This window comes from Flavobacterium kayseriense (genome assembly GCF_014305095.1).
Lineage (GTDB): Bacteria > Bacteroidota > Bacteroidia > Flavobacteriales > Flavobacteriaceae > Flavobacterium > Flavobacterium kayseriense.
The window spans coordinates 466,282-485,910 of record NZ_JACRUI010000002.1 but is presented as its reverse complement, the minus strand read 5'-3'; the positions used below and the strand labels follow the sequence as shown (position 1 = coordinate 485,910).

The following is a 19,629-nucleotide window of genomic DNA, read 5'->3' as shown; positions in this document are numbered from 1 at the left end:
AAAACTATTCTTTAAAAAACTGATTATTGCTTATTATTTCTTTTAAAGGTAAAGTATCTTTTATACTAACCTTTTGACTAAATGCGGCGATGTGATTGTCATGATGAACATCAGATCCAACATAATCATATAAGCCTTGTGATAATAGCTTTTCGGCTGTTTTATTAATTTGAGCTCCATAATAGCCTACAACTGATAGCAGATTTAGCTGAAACAAACATCCTGCTCTTTTAAGTTTTTTGTATTCGTCAAAATTATTTTGATAAAACAAATAACGCTCTGGGTGTGCTAAAATAGGAGTATAACCAGCAACCTGCAAGTCAAAAAGTATCGTGTACAACTGTATAGGAGCGTTGATGTAGGACATCTCAACCAATACATAGTTGTCTTTTAGTGTTAACAGATTTTTGGATTGAAAAAGACGTACAAACTGGTCATCCATTAGATATTCTGCAGCTGCCTTAAATGGAATTAATATGTTTTCGGTCTCTAAATTGGATTTGGTAATTGTCGAAAGCGCTTCAATATCTTCCTGACTGTTATCCCACACGTGTTGTATAATATGAGGAGTCGTGATAATTTGGGTTACCCCAAAACTTTGTAAGGCTTTGGTGAGTCTAAGACTATCCGCAAATGTTCTGGCGCCATCATCAATACCAGGCAATAAATGCGAATGTATGTCTACGTGATTATCAGGAATCAAATCCTTTAAAACTGATTTATTTTTAGAAAAGAAAAGCACAAATTACATTTTAAAGTTAGCCTACAAAGTAAGGGAATATTTGTGAGTTAATTCATTTTTACTTCATTTTAGCGTTGTTCCATTTGCCTTTTTTAGTGGTAAATGGAACGATGCTTTTTTTTGCTGGTTTGAAACGTTCTAATTGTAGGGTCTATTGCTGTCTTTCTGTTTCTATTCCGTTTATTTTGGATACTAGTTTTGGGGAGATAATGAGATGGTATTCCAAGAAATTTGCTAGTTTAATTTTTAGGAAGCGTATAGTTTAGTATCAGTTTTTTAGATGCGTCGTTACCGTCTGCTCATGCGAATTTACTAGTTTAGAAATTTACTGTTTTTATAAGATGTAATTGTTACGTCATTTCTTTTTGGATAATCAAATTAGATGCATTTTTACATAAAAAAATCGCAGTTCGAAACGCAGTGTAAGGGCATTTATCATAAATTAACTTAATTTGTTTGTAAGTAAAAAACTAAAAGCACAAAATTTTAAAATAGTATCCCCTGTTTGTTCTTTTTTGTGATTCAATTCATTTTCTTATTTGCTACTTTTTTGTGTTTCAATAAATTTATAGATTGCTAATTATCAGTTTAGTGGAGGTTGTCTGTTTCACTGATTTCAGTTGAATTGATATAGGTGCAAATTGCATCAGACGATCAAGCCAGATGTCACCTAAAAAAGGTATGTTCTTAAAAGGCCTTTTTACCTTTAAATTATTATATTTGGCTTCGGCCTCGCTTCCTATGGGAGGTAGAGGGCGTGAGCATTTATAGTAAGTGAAATCTAAACTAGATTAAGTACTTTACCATCAAAAGAATCTTCTTTTTCTTCCGATAATGAATCAATCCTCAGATAAAAATACCAATTGGCTGTTTGAAATTACACCAAAAAACAACTTTTTCTCCCTAAATTTCCGGGAGGTATGGCAATACCGGGATTTACTAACTCTTTTTGTAAAACGAGATGTGGTAACCGCATACAAGCAAACGGTTCTAGGACCGTTGTGGTATTTAATTCAACCTCTTTTTACCTCCATTACTTTTACGATTATCTTTAATAATTTGGCCGGAATTAATACCGGTGCAGTGCCTCCGTTTCTGTTTAATCTAGCGGGGATCACCATTTGGAATTATTTCACCTCTTGTCTCACAGGGACTTCTAATACTTTTGGAGCTAATGCCGGTATTTTTGGTAAAGTATATTTTCCTCGTATTATTGTTCCCATATCGATTGTGGTTTCTAATTTATTAAAGTTCGGAATTCAGTTTTTAATTTTCATTGCTTTCTATCTGTATTTTTATTTTCAGGGCGCACAGATTAGTTTCAATAGTTGGAGCCTATTATTTCCGGTTTTAATTGTTTTAATGGGAGTACTGGGATTAGGCTTAGGGATGATAATCTCATCATTAGTAACGAAATACAGAGACTTTAGTTATTTGATAAGTTTTGGAGTACAACTCTTAATGTATGTTTCGGCAGTGGTTTACCCAATCGCTTTGGTGCAAGAAAAAATGCCAGAATATGCCTGGTTGGTAAAATACAATCCACTCGCTTACATTATCGAGAGCACCCGCTATATGTTATTGAATGTAGGGGAAATTTCACTACAAGGTTTAGTTTATACGATAGTGGTTGCGATAGTTTTATTTTTATTGGGTGTGCTGCTTTTTAACAAAACAGAAAAAATTTTTATTGATACAGTTTAAGGTGGTGAGGATAGTGAGAAGTGAATAGTGAGAAGTTAATAGTGAGGAGTGAGAAGTGAGGAGGGAATAGTTAGAATAGTGAGGAGTGAGAAGTGAATAGTGAGAGGTGAATGGTGAGAATGGTGAGAAGAGAATAGTTTAATATAAAAATTAAGTAATGAACCATAAAGATTTAGATGTTTGGAAAAAAAGCATGGACTTAGTGGAGGTTATTTATAAATTGACACAACAATTTCCTGATTCCGAAAAGTTTGGCCTAAGCAGTCAGATGCGAAGAGCTGCGGTTTCGATTCCTTCGAACATAGCTGAGGGTTCCGCAAGAAAAGGGGATAAAGAATTAATTCACTTTCTTCATATAGCGCTGGGTTCTGTTGCTGAATTGGAAACACAGTATTTAATTGCCATACGACTACATTTCACAGTGAATGACGAGGCTATTGAGAACGTACTAAATGAAGTTAAGAAATTGCTTCTGGGCTTTAGAAACTATATTGATGGTAAGAAGTGAGGAGTAAGAAGTGAATAGTGAGGAGTGAATAGTTAGAATAATTTGCCTACTCACCATTCACTTCTCACCACTCACTAAAAGAGTTACAACAACAATGAGTAAAGACATTATACTAAAAGCCGAAAATATTTCTAAGCAATACCGCTTAGGTCAGGTAGGTACTGGCACCTTGAGTCATGATTTGAACCGTTGGTGGCATAAAATACGTGGTAAAGAGAACCCATATTTAAAGATAGGTGATACCAACGACCGCTCTACTAAAGGTGAAAGTGACTATGTTTGGGCTTTGCAAGACATTAATTTTGAAGTTGAGCGCGGAGAAGTATTAGGTATCATTGGTAAAAATGGTGCAGGTAAATCTACGCTCTTAAAAATATTATCACGGGTTACCGCTCCTACAACGGGCAGTATCAAGTTTGGTGGTCGTGTGGCATCCTTACTTGAAGTAGGAACGGGCTTTAATGGTGAAATGACAGGAAGAGAAAACATATTCATAAACGGCGCTATACTGGGTATGACCAAGAAAGAAATAGCCTCAAAAATTGCTGAGATTATTGAATTTTCTGGTTGTGAGCGTTATATTGACACGCCAGTAAAGCGTTATAGTTCTGGAATGACGGTGCGATTGGCTTTTGCCGTTGCCGCATTCCTTGAGCCCGAAATTCTGATCATCGATGAGGTTTTGGCAGTTGGTGATGCTGAGTTCCAGAAAAAAGCGATTGGCAAGATGCAGGATATCTCTAGACAAGGAGGTAGAACTGTTTTGTTTGTGAGTCATAATATGGCGGCGGTAAAAAGCTTGTGTACTAGAGGTATTGTATTGGAGCATGGTGGAGTTGTTTTTGAAGGAGGGATTGATGATGTAGTTGATTATTATTTAAGATTAAATATTGATCGAAAAATATTTGGTTTTAAAGAACCAGGATTTTATGATATTAGCAATCATCCTAATAAAAGTGTCAAAAACGAAGGGATAATATCTGTTGAAATACTTTGTGATAGCAGAAGAACAAGTACTTTAATTACAGGAAGCCTCGTTGAGTTCAAATTTAGATATAAAACAAATTACAAGTTTAAAGAAGGTGTTTTAGGTATTGTTATTAAAGATACCAACGATTTAGAAATTGTGGGGTTGAACAATCGAAATACAAATGATCAATTGAATTTGAAACATACAGAAGGTGTGATCACGATGACTTTTCCAGTTTTTAGATTAATTAAATCAAATCAATATAGTGTTGATATTTATTTTGGGGATGAAGAGAATAATGAAGATACTATTTTAGATGCTTTTAGTTTCGACGTTTTAAAAACGATGGACGGTAGGAAGCCGATACAAGAAAAGTTAAATTTTTTTTATGATTCTGAAATTAAATTTCAATAAAATGCAGCAAGAAGGCGTCAGATACATTCATGATGAAAGTGTTCATAATTTTACTGCCGCAAGAGAGATGGTCCCTTTTATTATGGATTTAGTAAAACCTAATTCTGTTGTAGATGTTGGATGCGGTACTGGTACTTGGTTGAAAGTATTTGAGGATAATAAAATTGCTGATTTTGTAGGTATAGATGGTGCTTATGTAGACAAAGCATCACTAAAAATTAAACTTGATTCATTTGTAGAACATGATTTAGAAACTTTCTATACGTCAAGTAGAAATTTTGATTTGGTTATTTCATTAGAAGTGGCTGAACATTTAAAAGAGCAAAGTGCTGAAGTTTTTATTAAAACGTTGGTTGGTTTAGGTGATACAGTAATTTTTTCGGCTGCAATACCTAATCAAGGGGGGCAAAACCATCTTAATGAAAGAGAACCTGCCTACTGGATATCGAAATTTGAAAAGGAACGTTATAAATGTTACGACGTTTTAAGGCCTGTTTTTTGGGATAATGAAAAAGTAGATTGTTGGTACAGACAAAATATTTTATTATTTACAAAAAACACTCAGTTGGAACAAAAGTTAAAGACCATGAAATCTTTTTTAAATGCTCATTTGGTTCATCCTGAGTTATTAAGAATAAAAGAAGGCGGATTAGAAGTGGTGAAAAGTAATTATAATAGAATTTTAGATTCAAAAGAAGCTATTAAGTTTTACCGAAATTTGATTATAAATGCAATCGAATTTAAAATAAAGAAAAGATTAAGTAGATAATTTAATGCTTAAAATGCCTCTAATATCTGTATTGTTACCAGTATATAATTGTGAATTGTATATTCAGCAAGCTATTGAAAGTGTTTTAAATCAAACTTTTGTAGATTTTGAACTCATTATTATTGATGATTGTTCTACAGATAGTACATTGCAATTGTGTAATTTATTTACAGATGAAAGGATCATAATAATTGAGAAGGATAAAAATTCGGGTTATACCAATAGTTTAAATTATGGTCTATATATTGCCAAAGGCAAGTATATTGCAAGGATGGACGGCGATGATATCTGTATGCCGGAGCGTTTTGAGAAGCAAGCTGTGTTTTTAGAAGCAAATCCAGATATTATTTTGTGTGGAGCATCATACGCTGTAATAGGTGAGAAAGGGATGTATGAATTGCCAGAAACACATGAAGAAATTAAAATTAAGTTGTTATCTGGTAACTGTATCGTTCATCCTAGTGTAATGTTCAGAAAGGATATCCTAGTTGCAAATAATTTGATGTATGACATACTAATGGAGCCAGCAGAAGATTATGATTTATGGGTTAGATTATCCAGTATGGGAAAGCTTCATAATCTTCAAGAATGTTTAGTACACTATCGGGTTCATGATGGTCAAGTATCAGCAATTAGAAATAAAAAACAAATTCAAGTAGCAAATCAAGTGCGATTAAAACTACTGCAATTATTGGGTGTTGCGTTTTCTCCCTATGAAAACGGAGTGTATTTAAAGGCTATAGAAAAGAAAGAACAATTAAGCTTTGAAGAATTTGAAATACTAGTAAATTTAAAAATAAAATTAGTCGATGCAAATCTTAATAAATTCTTTAACTCAGTTGGTTTTATTGAATATTGGAGTCAGATTGAAGACAAATTTGTAGGGCTTTTATTTAAGAATAGAACTGCCTACAATTTTACGATTTTTAAACAATATGTCATGATTTTCAGTAAATTAACTTGTAGGTTAAGTTTCAAGGAAACAGCAAAATTATTTTTAAAGTCGTTAATAAATTATAAAGTAAAGTGAATAAACTCGTCTCTATAATAGTTCCCTGTTACAACCAAGCGCAATATTTGCCTGAGGCTTTACAGTCTGTATTGGATCAAACGTATAGCGATTGGGAATGTATTATTGTCAATGATGGTAGCCCAGATGATACTGATATAGTTGCGAAAGAATGGCTGATTAAAGATATTCGTTTTAAATACATTTACAAAGAAAACGGTGGTTTGAGTAGTGCTCGAAATGCAGGGATTGAAATTGCTATAGGTGATTATATTCAGTTTTTGGATGCTGATGATTTTTTAAATAATAAAAAATTAGAATTGTCTCTCGAAGCATTGCTAACAGATCCTCAAAATAATATAGTCATTACTAATTTTCAAATGTTTGATAATCTATCAAAAAAATCAAAAGAACCATATTGTAAATTAGGTATTAATCAATTTTGTTTTGACAGCTTTTTGTATCAGTGGGGTAAAACTTTTTCAATTCCAATACATTGTGCTTTGTTTAAAAAAAGGTTATTCATAGATTTTCAGTTTCCTGAAAAGCTGCAGGCAAGAGAAGACTGGATAATGTGGGTTTATTTATTTCAACAAGAAGTGAAAGTTTTATTTATAGATAATGCTCTAGTATATTATAGACAGCATAATAAAAGCATGACTAATAACGAAAAATGGATGTCTGATTGTCATGTAGAGGCAATTTTGTATCTTAAAAATGTTGTGCCTGACGATATTTATATAGACTTTCTGCAAAATGAGGTTAAGGATAGATATCAGGAATCAACTAATTTAAAAAGGAGGATTTTTGACTATCAAAATACAGCTAGTTTCAAAATGGCTAATGCTATGAAAAATTCATTCTTAATAAGAATGATTTATAATAAAATGAAATGCTAAAAAGTTTAGCAATAGTAATTCCTTACTTTAAAATTACTTTCTTCGAGAAAACACTTGATTCATTAGCAAATCAATCGGATAAAAGTTTCCATGTCTATATAGGTAATGATGCTAGTGAACATAACCCTTTGCCTTTGTTAGCTAAATATGAAGGAATATTTAATTTTAGCTATTTCTATTTTAGAGAAAATTTAGGGAGTTCCAGTTTAGTTAAGCAATGGAACCGTTGCATTGATTTGACTGATAAAGAAGAGTGGCTAATGATTTTAGGTGATGATGACGAATTAGGGGCGGACTGTGTGGCTCATTTTTACGATAATCTAGAAGAAATTAATTTGAATAAATGTAAAGTTGTCCGTTTTGCAACTAAAATTTATTACGATGAAAACCAAAAAAAATCTAATGTTTATGTGCACCCGAAGTTAGAATTAGCAACTGATTTTTTATATCGAAAAATAACTGATAGAACTAGAAGTTCTTTATCGGAATATATATTTAAGAAAACAGCTTTTGAAAAATTTGGATTTGAAGATTATAACTTAGGTTGGTATACTGATGACAGAGCTTGGTTGGAATTTTCTGAGAATCTTCCTATTTTTAGTATTAATTCTTCCATAGTAAGTTTTAGAATAAGCAATGAAAACATTTCAAGAGCAAATTATAGAGCAAAAGAAAAATTAGAAGCTAAAGTGTCTTTCTATAAATTTGTGATAGAACACTATTTTATAAATTTTAATAAAGATCAAAAAAAAGAATTTTTGTTGCAGTATGAGCAATTAGTATATGGTAGTAATTTGGTTACCATGAATTTTATAATTTTACTCTCGAAGTTGTTTTTACTTAATAACGGTGTAATCCAAAGTGCGAAGTTTTTAAGGAGATTATTAATCAATATATTAAGTAATGGTAAATAAGCCTTTGGTATCGGTTATTATTCCAGTTTATAATTGTGAAGACTTTATATCTGAGACTTTAGATAGTATTATTAACCAAACTTATGATAATTGGGAGTGTGTTTTAATTGATGATGAAAGCACTGATAATGTATATTTGATTTTAGAAAATTACAAAAGAAAGGATAATAGATTTAGAGTATTTCGTAGACCATGCGAGCTGAAAAAGGGAGCTAATTCGTGTCGTAATTTTGGTTTAAAAATTTCAAACGGGCAATATATAAAATGGTTTGATTGTGATGATATAATGTTGCCTTCACACTTGCAGCTTTCTTACTCTACACTTATTAGTAATAATTATGATTTTGTAGTAACTGATTCTATAAACTTTGATCATGATACTGGAGATTTTTTAAAATCACCATACGACTTTGATAAAACTAATGTCTGCATAACGGCAGAAAATTTAGCTTTTAGTACAATAGGTTGGATTACTAATGATTTTTTTGCAAATAGAAAATTCATTAGTAATTTTAAATTTAATGAGGATATCACTACTTTAGGTGATGAGGTGAATTTTTTTTTAAGGTTAGTGCATCAACCTCATAAATCTTTTTTTATTAATAGTATACAAACTTTTAGAAGGGTCCATAGTAATTCAATTACTAACATAAATAATATTAAATCTGATAAGTATATTTATCATATCACGATTTTTAAAATTCAAACAGCTATTGATTTAGTTCAGTTTAACAACAAAAAATTGATTCGATGGTATTTATCCGGATACATGCAATATGGGTTTAAACTAGCGTTAAGTAAACAGAATGTTCCTTGCATTAAAAAAGCGAGTAAGTTAATATTGAAATATTATTCAATAAATAATGCACTTGCTTTTTTAATAGCAATTGTTGCTGCTAAGTATTTAGGTAAAGGCTATAATATTTTGAAATATTCAAGGTCATAAAAAAAATTTAAAGTCATAAAATTCAAAATATGAAACAATTATTAAAAAAGTGCTTTAGGAATTTAGGTTATAATATTATTAAAATAAGCCAAACCCCACTTTTAAATGATAATATTTATTTAGCTCTTAAACACAAAGTAAATCATGAAGGTGTTTTTTTTGACATTGGCGCTAATAGTGGCCAAACGATTACTAAAATTAAACAGTTCTATCCTAATTGCGATTTACATAGTTTCGAACCAAGTAAAATATGTTTTTCGTATTTAAGTCAAAATTTCGGGGAGTCAAAAAGGTTAAAATTAAACAACGTAGCCATGGGAGCTAAAAAGGAATTGTTAGATTTTAACGAATATTCATGGAGCGCCTTAAATTCGTTTTTAACTAGAGCATACACTAAGTCTAAGATAATTGATAATTATAAAGTAGAAGTTACTACTATTGATGACTATTGTTTTAACAATAAAATAAAAAGTATTTCATTATTAAAAACGGATACAGAAGGATTTGAATTAAATGTACTGAAAGGGGCAACCAATATGATGATGCAAAACCATATTCAATTTGTGTATGTTGAAATATTTTTTGATTTAAACTATGTTGGGCAGTCTTCTTTTGGGGATATTTATAATTATTTATTAGAAAAAGGCTTTGACCTCGTGCGTTTTTATGACGTAGGTTATACAGAAAGTGGTCTAGCATCAAAGACTGATGCATTATTCATCAACCAAAATTTTAATCCTGAATAGATCAAAAATGTTTTAATGAGTAGAAAATCAATACTTATAGTTTCCTATAAAATTCCTTATCCTGTCATTCAGGGAGGAGCAATAGCACAGTTCTTTTTTTTAGAGGAGTTAGTACTGCAGTTATTCATGCAATCCTAATGATAAATATTTAACGGACGGAATTCACTCATAAATAATCAAGATGGTAAAAATAATAATAGTACAGTTATGAAATCATTAGTTTCGATTATTATTCCTTGTTACAACCAAGATAAATTTTTGGATGAAACTTTGCAATCTGTTTTTAATCAATCCTGTACAAATTGGGAATGTATTATTGTAAATGATGGCAGTATAGATCGTACTGAAATTATCGCAACGGAATGGGTTGCTAAAGACAATAGGTTTATATATACTCATCAGGTAAATAAAGGCGTTAGTGCAGCAAGAAACATTGGGTTAATGCTCGCAGAAGGAGAATATATTCAGTTTTTAGATGCGGATGATGTACTAGCAGTAGATAAAATACAAGTTTCTCTTGAGGCGATATTTAAAAATAATGTTCAAGTTTGCTGTTGTAACTATTCAATGTTTACAAATTCGACGATACATGTATTACCTCCTTTCTCTAAGTTAGCCTCTTTTGAATTTAATTTTGAGAATCTTGCACGGTATTGGAATGATGGTTTTACAATTCCTATACATTGTTGGCTTTTTAAGACAGATTTATTTGCTGATGTTGCATTTCCTGATGGTCTAAATGCTCAGGAAGATTGGATAGTTTGGCTGAGAATATTTAAGAAATCCCCAAAAACATTCTATATTGACAAACATTTAGCTTTTTACCGCTTAAACCCCAATGGCAGAACCCAAACGGGAGGTTTCTTTAATGAAACTCTGGAAGCCATTCATTATTTAAAAGAGTTTTTAAATGAAACTGATTTTCGGTTATTATATGAATCCGCAATTGTTAGAAATAATATAGGTATGCTGTATTGGCGAAAACGGGAGGTAGACTTGAAAAAATCAAATACCTATCAGTTTGGTTTACTGTGTAAAAAAATAATTAAAAAAATAGGGCTGTTAAAGTCGGCTAAAGCAGTGTTTGAATTCTTGAATCCTTTAAAGTGATTAGTTGATGCTCGCAATTGTCATACCCTATTATAAAATCCGTTTTTTTAAAGCGACCTTACAATCTCTAGCGCTTCAAACAGACAAACGATTTAAAGTGTATATTGGAAATGATGCTAGTAATGAGGATCCGACTCAAATTTTAGAACAATTTCAAAATCAATTTGATTTTGAATATCAGTATTACGATACTAACTTAGGCTCCATATCGTTAACACAACAATGGGAACGTTGTATGGCTAAAGTCCAAGAAGAGGATTGGTTAATGATTTTGGGTGATGATGATACAATTGATTCCAATTGCGTGGGTCTTTTTTATGAAAATAGTGACCTAATTGAAAGTAAGAATTGCAAAGTGATTCGCTACGCAACACAAGTAATCGATCACAACAATGCAGCATTATCTGGGATATATACACATCCTAAATATGAGAATTCGACTGATTTTTTGATGCGTAAGTTTAAGGGTGGCACCCGCTCTTCGTTGAGTGAATTTATTTTTAATAAAGATGCTTTGCTCAAGCATAAATTTAAGAATCTTCCGTTGGCTTGGTTTTCGGATATTTTAGCGGTGCTAGAGGTATCAAATTTTGGATTAATTTATACGATTAATGAGGCCGTTGTGCAATTTAGGTTAAGTGGTGATAATATCACATCCAGAGTTGATAATTTAGTTTTGAAAAACGAAGGTACTTTTAAGTTTCTATATTATCTATTAGATAAAAAAGGTTCTTTTTTTGATAGTGAGCAAATTGTCGTTATTCATAGTAAGCTTGAAAAAACATTTTTAGATAATAAAAAAAACAGTCGATTTTGGGTACTTTTTACGAAGTTGTACTGGAGTAAAGGCTACTTTAAAAATTATATGAAATTCATGGGTAAAGCGGGACTAATGGTTATAAAAGGATTACAATGAAATTTTTAGTAATAGAACAAGATTTAAGAGTATCGGGTACCAGTCAAGGAGTTATTTCTCGATCTTTTTTAGCAAAATTAAGAATAGCTTATCCAGACGCTACAATTGATGTCGTTTATTTAAAACAATACGCAAGTGATGACCAATTGGATTTATTACCTGTTAATGCTATTGTAGAAAAAGTAGTAAACTTAAAAATTCCACTTTGGACGTTGTGGCGTAATAAACTCCATTGGCGATTGTTTCATGTTTCACTCAAAGAACGCCACATACAGAAAGCCTATGCAGCCGAAATCGCAAAAATTGATTATAAAAAATACGATCATATTTTTATAAGAAGTGCAGGTTTAAATCATGAAATACTATTAGCGTCGAAAGATTTACCGATTTTGAAACATGCGATTGTTAACTTTCACGAACCTTTTCCTTTTTTTTGGTGTAGTGGAGGAAAAAAAGAGCTTGCTACTTTAGAACTTTTTAGGTTGAAAGAAATGCACGAGGTTGTACAACAGGCTAAAACGTGCATGGCAACAGATTTGTTAGCAGCGGACATGCAATTTTTATATGGTTCAAGGAAAAAGTTTTACAGTTTACCGCATCAATATGTCGAAAATGTATTTGATTTATCAGATAAAGATCAGGTAATTAAAAAAAATAAAAAAGTAGCGATTAGTTACCATGGTGCCGTACAATTTGGTAGAAATATAAATATTCTTTTAGATTGTTACGAGGCGTTAGTAAATGCAAATGAACAGTATAGAGAGAATACAGAGTTTGTTCTTAGGGTGAAAGGAGTAAATTTGAATGAATTAAGAATAAGATATGCTTCAACTCCTAATATAATTGTTTTAGATTGTTTGAATTTCTCTAATTCCGCTAATGAGCAAATACATGAGACCGATATCACTATTATTCTCGAAAACGGACCTTTGTACTGTAATATTTTGGTTGGAAAAGCACCGTTTCTTGCGGCTTATAATAAACCAGTTTTGTCCATTTCTCCGTTTCGAAGTGAATTAAGAGGAATAATTAAGGATGAAAAGTATATTGCTGATTGTAATAATAAAGAAGAAATCAAGCAAAAATTGGAAACTTTAATGAGTGACAGATTAAATTCTGAAAAAGAAGTCTACCCATTTGGGGATTATTTTAGTGATGAGAATTTTAAACAGATGTTAGATTTAATATTGTACAATTAAAAATTTATGGGCATAAAAAAGAATAAATGGACAGGTGAAAGAATAGAGACTACTATTTATGGAGATGTAACAGTTGAACACCTACATAGGTATTCTTTAGCAAGATTCTTTATAAAAGATAAAATAGTTCTAGATATAGCATCAGGAGAGGGATATGGTAGTTATTTAATGGCTAAATCAGCAAAAAAAGTAATTGGTGTAGATATAGATCAAGAAGTAATTGATTTATCTAGTACAAAATATAAAAATGAAAATTTATCCTTTTTAAGAGGAAGTACTGATTTAATACCCTTAGATGATAATTCTGTTGATGTTTTAATTAGTTTTGAAACAATTGAACATCATGACAAACATCATGAGATGTTTATTGAAATAAAAAGAGTTTTAAAACCAGATGGTATTTTAATTATGTCGTCCCCCGATAAAAAGTATTATTCAGATCTGAATAAAAACAATCCATTTCACGTAAAAGAATTGTATTTAGAAGAGTTTACAAATTTAGCAAATGAATATTTTCAAACTACGACTGTTTATTTTCAAAATTGTATCAATGGTAATTCTATTATTGCTAAAACAGATGACTTTCTAAAACTAAATATCGTTACAGGAGATTATAACCATATTATTGAAAAACAATTACCTGCACTATACAATATTATAGTTGCAAGTGATAAAACATTTGATCAACCAGATCTTAGTATTTTTGATGGGCGAATTATTACGGACCAAATTATAAAGGATAAAGAAAATTATATTCTTAATTCCACAACTTTTAAGTTGGGCAAGTTGTTGTTAAAACCTTTTATAGTGGTAAAAAATAATTTCTTTAGTTAAGAAATACAATGAGTAAAGCGAGAATCATAGCGTACTATTTACCACAATTTCATCCTATAGCTGAAAATGATATCTGGTGGGGAAAGGGTTTTACCGAATGGACAAATGTTACCAAAGCCAAACCACTGTTTAAAGGTCATGATCAACCTAAACTGCCCGCAGATTTAGGGTACTATGATTTACGACTACCAGAAGTCAGAATGGAGCAAGCTAGAATGGCTAAAGAACATGGCATTGAGGGGTTTTGTTACTGGCATTATTGGTTTGGAGATGGCAAAAGATTACTCGAGAAACCATTTGAAGAAGTACTGAAAACGAAAGAGCTTGATTTCGGTTTTTGTTTAGCATGGGCTAATATTAAATGGGGAGGTTTAGATTACGGAGATCAGTACAATAGGTTACTGATGGAACAAACATATCCAGGAATTGAAGATTACACAAAACATTTTTACGAACTATTACCTGCTTTTAAAGACCCTAGGTATTTAAAAGTTGATAATAAGCCGATTTTTACAGTTTATAATCCTTTCGGTCTACCAAATTCAAAAGAGTTTATTGGGCTTTGGAATGTATTAGCTAAAGAAAATGGATTAGAAGGCATTTATTTTATTGCTTATCAGCATTTTAATTTTCCTTATAGGGAGTACGGGTTTGATGCGCTGACACCACCAAGTCCAAGTCATCTTTTTAATAGAGTTAAATTTTCATTTTTGGATCAATTACTTAATAAGTTTACAGGTTATAAGCTAAATCAATTAAGATATAGAACTTTGAAACTGAGAAATATTTATACTCACAAACAAATTGTTGAAGCGAGTGACTACAGTGATGTCGCAACCGAAATCAAGTTTTTTCCTAGTTGCAGTCCCAATTGGGATCACACACCCCGTAGTGGGAACAAAGGACAGGTTATTGTAGAAACAAATCCTGCATTGTTTTATCAAAACTTATTGAACTGTTATAAGAGAATAGAAAATTACAAAGCAGATGAAAAAATTATTTTTGTAAAAGCTTGGAATGAATGGGCAGAAGGGAATTATCTTGAGCCCGATCATAAAACAGGTTTTGATAATTTAAATCAAATTAAATTATTTCAAGAAACTTAATTTTCAATGAGAGTCGGTCATAACCCGCATAAAGATCAGCTGTTAAGTGCGCCAGATTATCTTCATCAGGTGGTTATTCCTGTGTATATTCCGCATCAAGAAGGTTATTTTAGAGATAGTTTTAAGATCTTACAATTGTGCATCAATTCGTTAGTGGCAACGGTACACGCTAAAACATGTATTAGTATTGTTAATAATGGGAGTTGTGATGAGGTAAAATTCTATCTCAATGAATTATACGAACAAAATATAATTCAGGAATTGATACACACCGAGAACATCGGTAAACTAAATGCTGTTTTAAAAGGAATTGCAGGCAATAAAATTCCGTTAGTCACTATTACAGATGCCGATGTTTTGTTTTTAAATAGTTGGCAAAGTGAAACGACCAAGATTTTTAATCAGGTACCGCAAGCGGGCGTAGTGGGTATTGTGCCTCAATTTAAAATGTACGAGAGTAATTGTGGTAATGTGCTTTTGGCAAATCTATTCAATAAAAAAATGCACTTTAGTTTAGTAAAAAATAAACAAGCCTTAATTCGTTTTTATGACAGTATAGGATGGGATAGAAATTACAATCAAGATTATTTAAAATACAATTTGGCATTAACCATTAATCCAGAACTGAAAGTATTGATAGGATCAGGACATTTTGTGGCTACTTATAAAAAAGATATTTTTGAACATATAGTGAGTTATATAGGTTACAAAATGGGAGGAGACAGCGAAGGTTATCTGGATAAATTACCTTTAAAAAAAGACTATTGGCGCTTAACAACTCAGGATAATTATGCTTTTCATATGGGTAATGTGTATGAAGATTGGATGGTCGTACCTGCAAAAAACGAGCTAAGAATAGCTGTTTCTTCCCTCAATTTTACAAAAAGAAAACCCATCAATGCAGTAGTGTATTTTGCTAAAAATAGATTGTTTGTAAAATTCTTATCGTTTGGTTGGATGAATACACTTTTTTTATGTTGGAAAAAATTACCCAAGCACATGATTAAAAGGTATTAAGAATGGAGTCGACAAAACCTTCTTTTACGATTCTAATAACTACGAAAAATAGAATTAAAGATCTTAAGATTACTTTAGCTAAATGTACCAATTTGTTTAGCTATGATCAAGTGGACTATATAATTTGTGATGATGGCTCGACTGATGGAAGCTCAGATTTTATTTCAAAACAATATCCTTTTATTCAACTAATTCAAAATAAAGAAAGTAAAGGATTAATATACAGTAGGAATAGATTACTTGATTTAGTTACAACACCATTCGCCATTTCTTTAGATGATGATGCCCACTTTATTACCCAAAATCCTTTGCAAATAATTAGCGCCTATTTCGATACCAATCCAGCCTGCGGTTTGCTTGCGTTTCGCATTTTTTGGGGACTCGAAGAACCTATTAATACCAGGACAAACGAGAAAAATCAGTTAGTTCAAAGTTTTGTAGGTTGCGGACATGTGTGGCGAATGGAGGCATGGCGTAGTATTGCAAATTACCCAGAATGGTTCGAGTTTTACGGCGAAGAGGATTTTGCTTCTTATTTATTGTTTCAGAACAATTGGTCCATTCAGTACGTACCCGATATTCTAGTTCAACATCGCGTAAGTTTAAAAGGTAGAAAAAATGATCCTGATTACAAGCCGCGTTTGAGGCGATCTTTGCGTTCAGGTTGGTATTTGCTCTTTATGTTTACTCCACTGTACCTAGTGCCTAGAAAGTTTCTGTACTCTATATGGATGCAATTGAAACTAAAAGTGTTTAAAGGGGAATTATATGTTTTGCAAGTTTTGGTTTTAGCATTAAAAGATGTTCTAATTAATTTTCCTAAACTGATCAAAGATTCCAATAGGTTAAGTCCTAAACAATGGAAAGCCTATTCTCAAATCAGTCGAGCAAAAATATACTGGCAACCCGAAAAAAATAATCCAGTACAATAATCAGTAGGATATGAAAAACATTGTCATCATACCAGCAAGAGGTGGTTCCAAACGCTTACCAAACAAAAATATCATGTTGTTGGGAGGTATTCCACTTTTGATACATTCTATCGCTTACGCCAAAAAAAATCAGAATATTGTAGATGAAATATATGTAAGTACAGATGATCTTTTGATAAAAAAAATAGCACTAGAACAAGGAGTTCTAGTAATCGACAGGCCGGTAAATATTGCGGGAGATTTAGAACCTACAATAACTGCCTTGCAACATGTTTTAGAGTCCATTGAGCATGAGGTTGCGAATGTTATCGTATTGCAGCCCACAAACCCATTACGTCCCGAAAACTTATTGAAAGAAGCCTTTGCCAAATTCAGCAACAATCAGTCGAGTAGCTTATTTACTGTAAGCCGCAACGAGCATAAACTAGGAGATATTGTTCAGGATCGTTTTATTTCAATGAATTACAAAGCGGGTCAGCGTAGTCAAGACTTAGACCCTCTTTATTTTGAAAATGGGCTATTGTATATTTGCGAAGCAAAACAAATAGTAAACGGCGAAATTATAAACGAAGACAGCTACCCTTATTTAGTAAATCATATTTTTTCTAATGTGGATATTGATACCCAAGATGATTTTGATTACGCTGAATATTTATTTCAAAAATTCCTAAAAACTCATTGATTAACACAATTATGAATCCATATATAGAAATAGCAGGAAGAAAAATAGGGCCCGATTTTCCACCTTTAGTAATAGCCGAAATTGGAATTAATCACGAAGGTTCTTTGGCTGTTGCCAAAGAAATGGTTGATGCCGCTCAGCGAGCAGGAGTGGAGGTAGTAAAACACCAAACACATATTGTAGCAGATGAAATGAGCGGTGCTGCCAAAAAAGTAATTCCAGGCAATGCTGATGTTTCTATTTATGAAATCATGGAACGTTGTTCCTTAAATGAAGCAGACGAATTAAGCCTAAAAGAGTACGTTGAAAGTAAAGGGATGCTCTTTATTTCAACACCATTTTCAAGAGCAGCGGCAAACAGATTAGAGAAATTTAATGTACCGGCTTATAAAATAGGTTCGGGAGAATGCAATAACTATCCTTTGTTAGAACACATTGCTTCGTTTGGCAAGCCCGTTATCCTGAGTACAGGAATGAATACCATAGAAAGTGTGGCAAAGGCAGTTGCCATTTTTGATAAACATAAAGTTCCCGTAGCGTTATTGCATACTACTAATTTGTATCCTACACCCATTCATTTGGTTCGTTTTGGCGCCATGACAGAACTACACAAATCTTTCCCGGATAAAGTTTTTGGTTTGTCAGATCATACTTTAAATAACAATGCCTGTTTGGGAGCAGTGGCTTTAGGTGCAAGTATCCTAGAGCGTCATTTTACGGATACCATGCAACGCACAGGTCCAGATATTGTATGTAGTATGGATGAGAGGGCAACAGAGGATTTAATTGTAAATTCCAATGAAATCTGGCAAATGCGAGGGGGCACTAAAGAACCAGCCAAAGAAGAACAAGTAACTATAGATTTTGCTTTTGCAACCGTATGTTCTATTAAACCAATAAAAAAGGGAGAACCGTTTACCATGGATAACATTTGGGTAAAACGCCCCGGAACGGGTGAAATTTTAGCCGAACGATTTAATGAGTTGTTAGGAAAAATTGCTGTGAGGGATATAGAGAATGATGAACAGTTGAAAGTGGAAGATTTTTAATAAAGGTTTTGACTCCGCCGAGAAATATCGTTTGTCAATTCGAGCGGAGTCGAGAATCTAGTTAATTGAAAACTTAATTTGATAAAATAGCTTCGACTCCGCTCAGCCTGACAATTGATAGGTTGATGAGAAATATCGTTTGTCAATTCGAGCGGAGTCGAGAATCACTTTAAGACAAAGCATGAATTTATAAGGTAGAGCTTCGACTCCGCTCAGCCTGACAATCGTGATTGAAAAATCGCATGTCAATTCGAGCGGAGTCGAGAATCTTTTTACTACAAAACATAAAAGTAGAAACAAAGGCTTCGACTCCGCTCAGCCTGACAATTGGGAGCTTGATGAAAAGTACGATGTCAATTCGAGCGGATTCGAGAATCATTTTAACACAAAGCATGAATTTATAAGGAAGGGCTTCGACTCCGCTCAGCCTGACAGTGGTGCATGAAACAATAGATGTCAATTCGAGCGGAGTCGAGAATCTAGTTTAGATGAAACGTGATTTGATAAAAGGGCTTCGACTCCGCTCAGCTTGACAATTGAGAGGTTGATAAGAAATATCGTTTGTCAATTCGAGCGGAGTCGAGAATCTAGCTAAAATAAAAAAGTACCCAAATGAAATTTTACTATGTGTATTTGTTAAAGTGCAAAGATGCCTCTTATTACGTAGGCGTCACATCAAATGTTGATAGGCGAGTTACAGAGCACAACGCAGGTAAATATCCAGATGCGTACACTTATAAACTTAGACCGGTAGAATTAGTGTGGTATCAAGATTTTCTAGATCCAAATCAGGCAATAGAATTTGAGAAGAAAATTAAAAAATGGAGTAGAGCTAAGAAAGAAGCGTTAATCAGCGGGGATTACGATCTTTTGCCTATTTTATCAGAGTGTAAAAATGAGTCACATGCCAAAAATAAGGGCTTCGACTCCGCTCAGCCTGACAATCGTGATTGAAATATCGCATTTCAATGCGAGCGGAGTCGAGAATCTTTTTACTACAAAACATAAATGTAGAAACAAAGGCTTCGACTCCACTCAGCCTGACAATTGGGAACTTGATGAAATATACGATGTCAATTCGAGCAGAGTCGAGAATCTTTTTACTACAAAACATAAATGTAGAAACAAAGGCTTCGACTCCACTCAGCCTGACAATTGGGAAC

The 19,629-nt window shown here is 32.6% G+C and carries 22 protein-coding genes; 21 read left to right on the top strand and 1 reads right to left on the bottom strand.

The window, feature by feature from the left end:
* Window positions 1-4: 4 nt before the first annotated feature.
* A complete protein-coding gene (locus H8R22_RS08520) occupies window positions 5-742 on the bottom strand; it encodes a tyrosine-protein phosphatase (protein WP_187010030.1) in 738 nt (245 codons plus the stop codon).
* A gap of 834 nt (window positions 743-1,576) precedes the next feature.
* Between H8R22_RS08520 and H8R22_RS08515 the strand changes: the two genes are divergently transcribed.
* The 21 genes from H8R22_RS08515 to H8R22_RS15585 all read left to right on the top strand — a co-directional run.
* Window positions 1,577-2,446 (top strand): ABC transporter permease, encoded by an 870-nt coding sequence (locus H8R22_RS08515; protein ID WP_187010029.1) that lies wholly within the window; start codon window positions 1,577-1,579, stop codon window positions 2,444-2,446.
* A gap of 157 nt (window positions 2,447-2,603) precedes the next feature.
* On the top strand, window positions 2,604-2,954 hold the full coding sequence (locus H8R22_RS08510; protein ID WP_187010028.1) for a four helix bundle protein: 351 nt from the start codon (window positions 2,604-2,606) through the stop codon (window positions 2,952-2,954).
* Window positions 2,955-3,048: 94 nt separating this feature from the next.
* Window positions 3,049-4,338, top strand: coding sequence for an ABC transporter ATP-binding protein (locus tag H8R22_RS08505; RefSeq protein ID WP_187010027.1), 1,290 nt, complete (start codon window positions 3,049-3,051; stop codon window positions 4,336-4,338).
* Window positions 4,313-5,107: a class I SAM-dependent methyltransferase gene (locus H8R22_RS08500; protein WP_187010026.1), complete on the top strand. Its 795-nt coding sequence runs from the start codon at window positions 4,313-4,315 to the stop codon at window positions 5,105-5,107. Before H8R22_RS08505 ends, H8R22_RS08500 begins: the two co-directional genes overlap by 26 nt.
* A 13-nt stretch (window positions 5,108-5,120) precedes the next feature.
* Window positions 5,121-6,137: a glycosyltransferase family 2 protein gene (locus H8R22_RS08495; protein WP_187010025.1), complete on the top strand. Its 1,017-nt coding sequence runs from the start codon at window positions 5,121-5,123 to the stop codon at window positions 6,135-6,137.
* Complete coding sequence (locus tag H8R22_RS08490) at window positions 6,134-7,015, top strand: glycosyltransferase family 2 protein (protein ID WP_187010024.1); 882 nt, start codon at window positions 6,134-6,136, stop codon at window positions 7,013-7,015. Before H8R22_RS08495 ends, H8R22_RS08490 begins: the two co-directional genes overlap by 4 nt.
* Window positions 7,009-7,929 (top strand): glycosyltransferase family 2 protein, encoded by a 921-nt coding sequence (locus H8R22_RS08485; RefSeq protein WP_187010023.1) that lies wholly within the window; start codon window positions 7,009-7,011, stop codon window positions 7,927-7,929. Before H8R22_RS08490 ends, H8R22_RS08485 begins: the two co-directional genes overlap by 7 nt.
* On the top strand, window positions 7,919-8,875 hold the full coding sequence (locus H8R22_RS08480; RefSeq protein ID WP_187010022.1) for a glycosyltransferase family 2 protein: 957 nt from the start codon (window positions 7,919-7,921) through the stop codon (window positions 8,873-8,875). The genes H8R22_RS08485 and H8R22_RS08480 overlap by 11 nt, the downstream gene beginning before the upstream one ends.
* A gap of 29 nt (window positions 8,876-8,904) precedes the next feature.
* A complete protein-coding gene (locus tag H8R22_RS08475; RefSeq protein WP_187010021.1) occupies window positions 8,905-9,621 on the top strand; it encodes an FkbM family methyltransferase in 717 nt (238 codons plus the stop codon).
* Between the two features lie 15 nt (window positions 9,622-9,636).
* Window positions 9,637-9,759: a hypothetical protein gene (locus H8R22_RS15675; RefSeq protein ID WP_262891047.1), complete on the top strand. Its 123-nt coding sequence runs from the start codon at window positions 9,637-9,639 to the stop codon at window positions 9,757-9,759.
* 69 nt (window positions 9,760-9,828) lie between these two features.
* Entirely contained in the window at window positions 9,829-10,731 is a 903-nt protein-coding gene (locus tag H8R22_RS08470; RefSeq protein WP_187010020.1) for a glycosyltransferase family 2 protein, read from the top strand.
* Window positions 10,732-10,738: 7 nt separating this feature from the next.
* On the top strand, window positions 10,739-11,647 hold the full coding sequence (locus tag H8R22_RS08465) for a glycosyltransferase family A protein (RefSeq protein WP_187010019.1): 909 nt from the start codon (window positions 10,739-10,741) through the stop codon (window positions 11,645-11,647).
* Window positions 11,644-12,846: a hypothetical protein gene (locus H8R22_RS08460; protein ID WP_187010018.1), complete on the top strand. Its 1,203-nt coding sequence runs from the start codon at window positions 11,644-11,646 to the stop codon at window positions 12,844-12,846. The genes H8R22_RS08465 and H8R22_RS08460 overlap by 4 nt, the downstream gene beginning before the upstream one ends.
* A 6-nt stretch (window positions 12,847-12,852) precedes the next feature.
* The gene (locus H8R22_RS08455) at window positions 12,853-13,680 is read left to right on the top strand and encodes a class I SAM-dependent methyltransferase (RefSeq protein WP_187010017.1); all 828 of its coding nucleotides are present in this window, start codon (window positions 12,853-12,855) and stop codon (window positions 13,678-13,680) included.
* Between the two features lie 8 nt (window positions 13,681-13,688).
* The gene (locus tag H8R22_RS08450; protein ID WP_187010016.1) at window positions 13,689-14,786 is read left to right on the top strand and encodes a glycosyltransferase WbsX family protein; all 1,098 of its coding nucleotides are present in this window, start codon (window positions 13,689-13,691) and stop codon (window positions 14,784-14,786) included.
* A 6-nt stretch (window positions 14,787-14,792) separates the two neighbouring features.
* On the top strand, window positions 14,793-15,803 hold the full coding sequence (locus H8R22_RS08445) for a glycosyltransferase family A protein (protein WP_187010015.1): 1,011 nt from the start codon (window positions 14,793-14,795) through the stop codon (window positions 15,801-15,803).
* A 2-nt stretch (window positions 15,804-15,805) separates the two neighbouring features.
* On the top strand, window positions 15,806-16,735 hold the full coding sequence (locus H8R22_RS08440) for a glycosyltransferase family 2 protein (protein WP_187010014.1): 930 nt from the start codon (window positions 15,806-15,808) through the stop codon (window positions 16,733-16,735).
* Window positions 16,736-16,745: 10 nt separating this feature from the next.
* Window positions 16,746-17,417, top strand: a complete 672-nt coding sequence (locus H8R22_RS08435) for an acylneuraminate cytidylyltransferase family protein (protein ID WP_187010013.1) — start codon at window positions 16,746-16,748, stop codon at window positions 17,415-17,417.
* An 11-nt stretch (window positions 17,418-17,428) separates the two neighbouring features.
* Window positions 17,429-18,466 carry an N-acetylneuraminate synthase family protein gene (locus H8R22_RS08430; RefSeq protein ID WP_187010012.1) on the top strand — a complete coding sequence of 346 codons (1,038 nt, stop codon included), beginning with the start codon at window positions 17,429-17,431 and terminating at the stop codon, window positions 18,464-18,466.
* Between the two features lie 612 nt (window positions 18,467-19,078).
* The gene (locus tag H8R22_RS08425; RefSeq protein WP_187010011.1) at window positions 19,079-19,420 is read left to right on the top strand and encodes a GIY-YIG nuclease family protein; all 342 of its coding nucleotides are present in this window, start codon (window positions 19,079-19,081) and stop codon (window positions 19,418-19,420) included.
* Window positions 19,413-19,629: hypothetical protein (locus H8R22_RS15585; RefSeq protein ID WP_222616940.1), on the top strand; the 217-nt coding region annotated here is incomplete at its 3' end. The genes H8R22_RS08425 and H8R22_RS15585, both read left to right, overlap by 8 nt.

Coding starts and splice junctions, on each gene's coding strand:
- H8R22_RS08515 (WP_187010029.1), top strand. CDS start 1,577: ATGAATCAATCCTCAGATAAAAATACCAATTGGCTGTTTGAAATTACA.
- H8R22_RS08510 (WP_187010028.1), top strand. CDS start 2,604: ATGAACCATAAAGATTTAGATGTTTGGAAAAAAAGCATGGACTTAGTG.
- H8R22_RS08505 (WP_187010027.1), top strand. CDS start 3,049: ATGAGTAAAGACATTATACTAAAAGCCGAAAATATTTCTAAGCAATAC.
- H8R22_RS08500 (WP_187010026.1), top strand. CDS start 4,313: ATGATTCTGAAATTAAATTTCAATAAAATGCAGCAAGAAGGCGTCAGA.
- H8R22_RS08495 (WP_187010025.1), top strand. CDS start 5,121: ATGCCTCTAATATCTGTATTGTTACCAGTATATAATTGTGAATTGTAT.
- H8R22_RS08485 (WP_187010023.1), top strand. CDS start 7,009: ATGCTAAAAAGTTTAGCAATAGTAATTCCTTACTTTAAAATTACTTTC.
- H8R22_RS08480 (WP_187010022.1), top strand. CDS start 7,919: ATGGTAAATAAGCCTTTGGTATCGGTTATTATTCCAGTTTATAATTGT.
- H8R22_RS08475 (WP_187010021.1), top strand. CDS start 8,905: ATGAAACAATTATTAAAAAAGTGCTTTAGGAATTTAGGTTATAATATT.
- H8R22_RS15675 (WP_262891047.1), top strand. CDS start 9,637: ATGAGTAGAAAATCAATACTTATAGTTTCCTATAAAATTCCTTATCCT.
- H8R22_RS08470 (WP_187010020.1), top strand. CDS start 9,829: ATGAAATCATTAGTTTCGATTATTATTCCTTGTTACAACCAAGATAAA.
- H8R22_RS08465 (WP_187010019.1), top strand. CDS start 10,739: ATGCTCGCAATTGTCATACCCTATTATAAAATCCGTTTTTTTAAAGCG.
- H8R22_RS08460 (WP_187010018.1), top strand. CDS start 11,644: ATGAAATTTTTAGTAATAGAACAAGATTTAAGAGTATCGGGTACCAGT.
- H8R22_RS08455 (WP_187010017.1), top strand. CDS start 12,853: ATGGGCATAAAAAAGAATAAATGGACAGGTGAAAGAATAGAGACTACT.
- H8R22_RS08450 (WP_187010016.1), top strand. CDS start 13,689: ATGAGTAAAGCGAGAATCATAGCGTACTATTTACCACAATTTCATCCT.
- H8R22_RS08445 (WP_187010015.1), top strand. CDS start 14,793: ATGAGAGTCGGTCATAACCCGCATAAAGATCAGCTGTTAAGTGCGCCA.
- H8R22_RS08440 (WP_187010014.1), top strand. CDS start 15,806: ATGGAGTCGACAAAACCTTCTTTTACGATTCTAATAACTACGAAAAAT.
- H8R22_RS08435 (WP_187010013.1), top strand. CDS start 16,746: ATGAAAAACATTGTCATCATACCAGCAAGAGGTGGTTCCAAACGCTTA.
- H8R22_RS08430 (WP_187010012.1), top strand. CDS start 17,429: ATGAATCCATATATAGAAATAGCAGGAAGAAAAATAGGGCCCGATTTT.
- H8R22_RS08425 (WP_187010011.1), top strand. CDS start 19,079: ATGAAATTTTACTATGTGTATTTGTTAAAGTGCAAAGATGCCTCTTAT.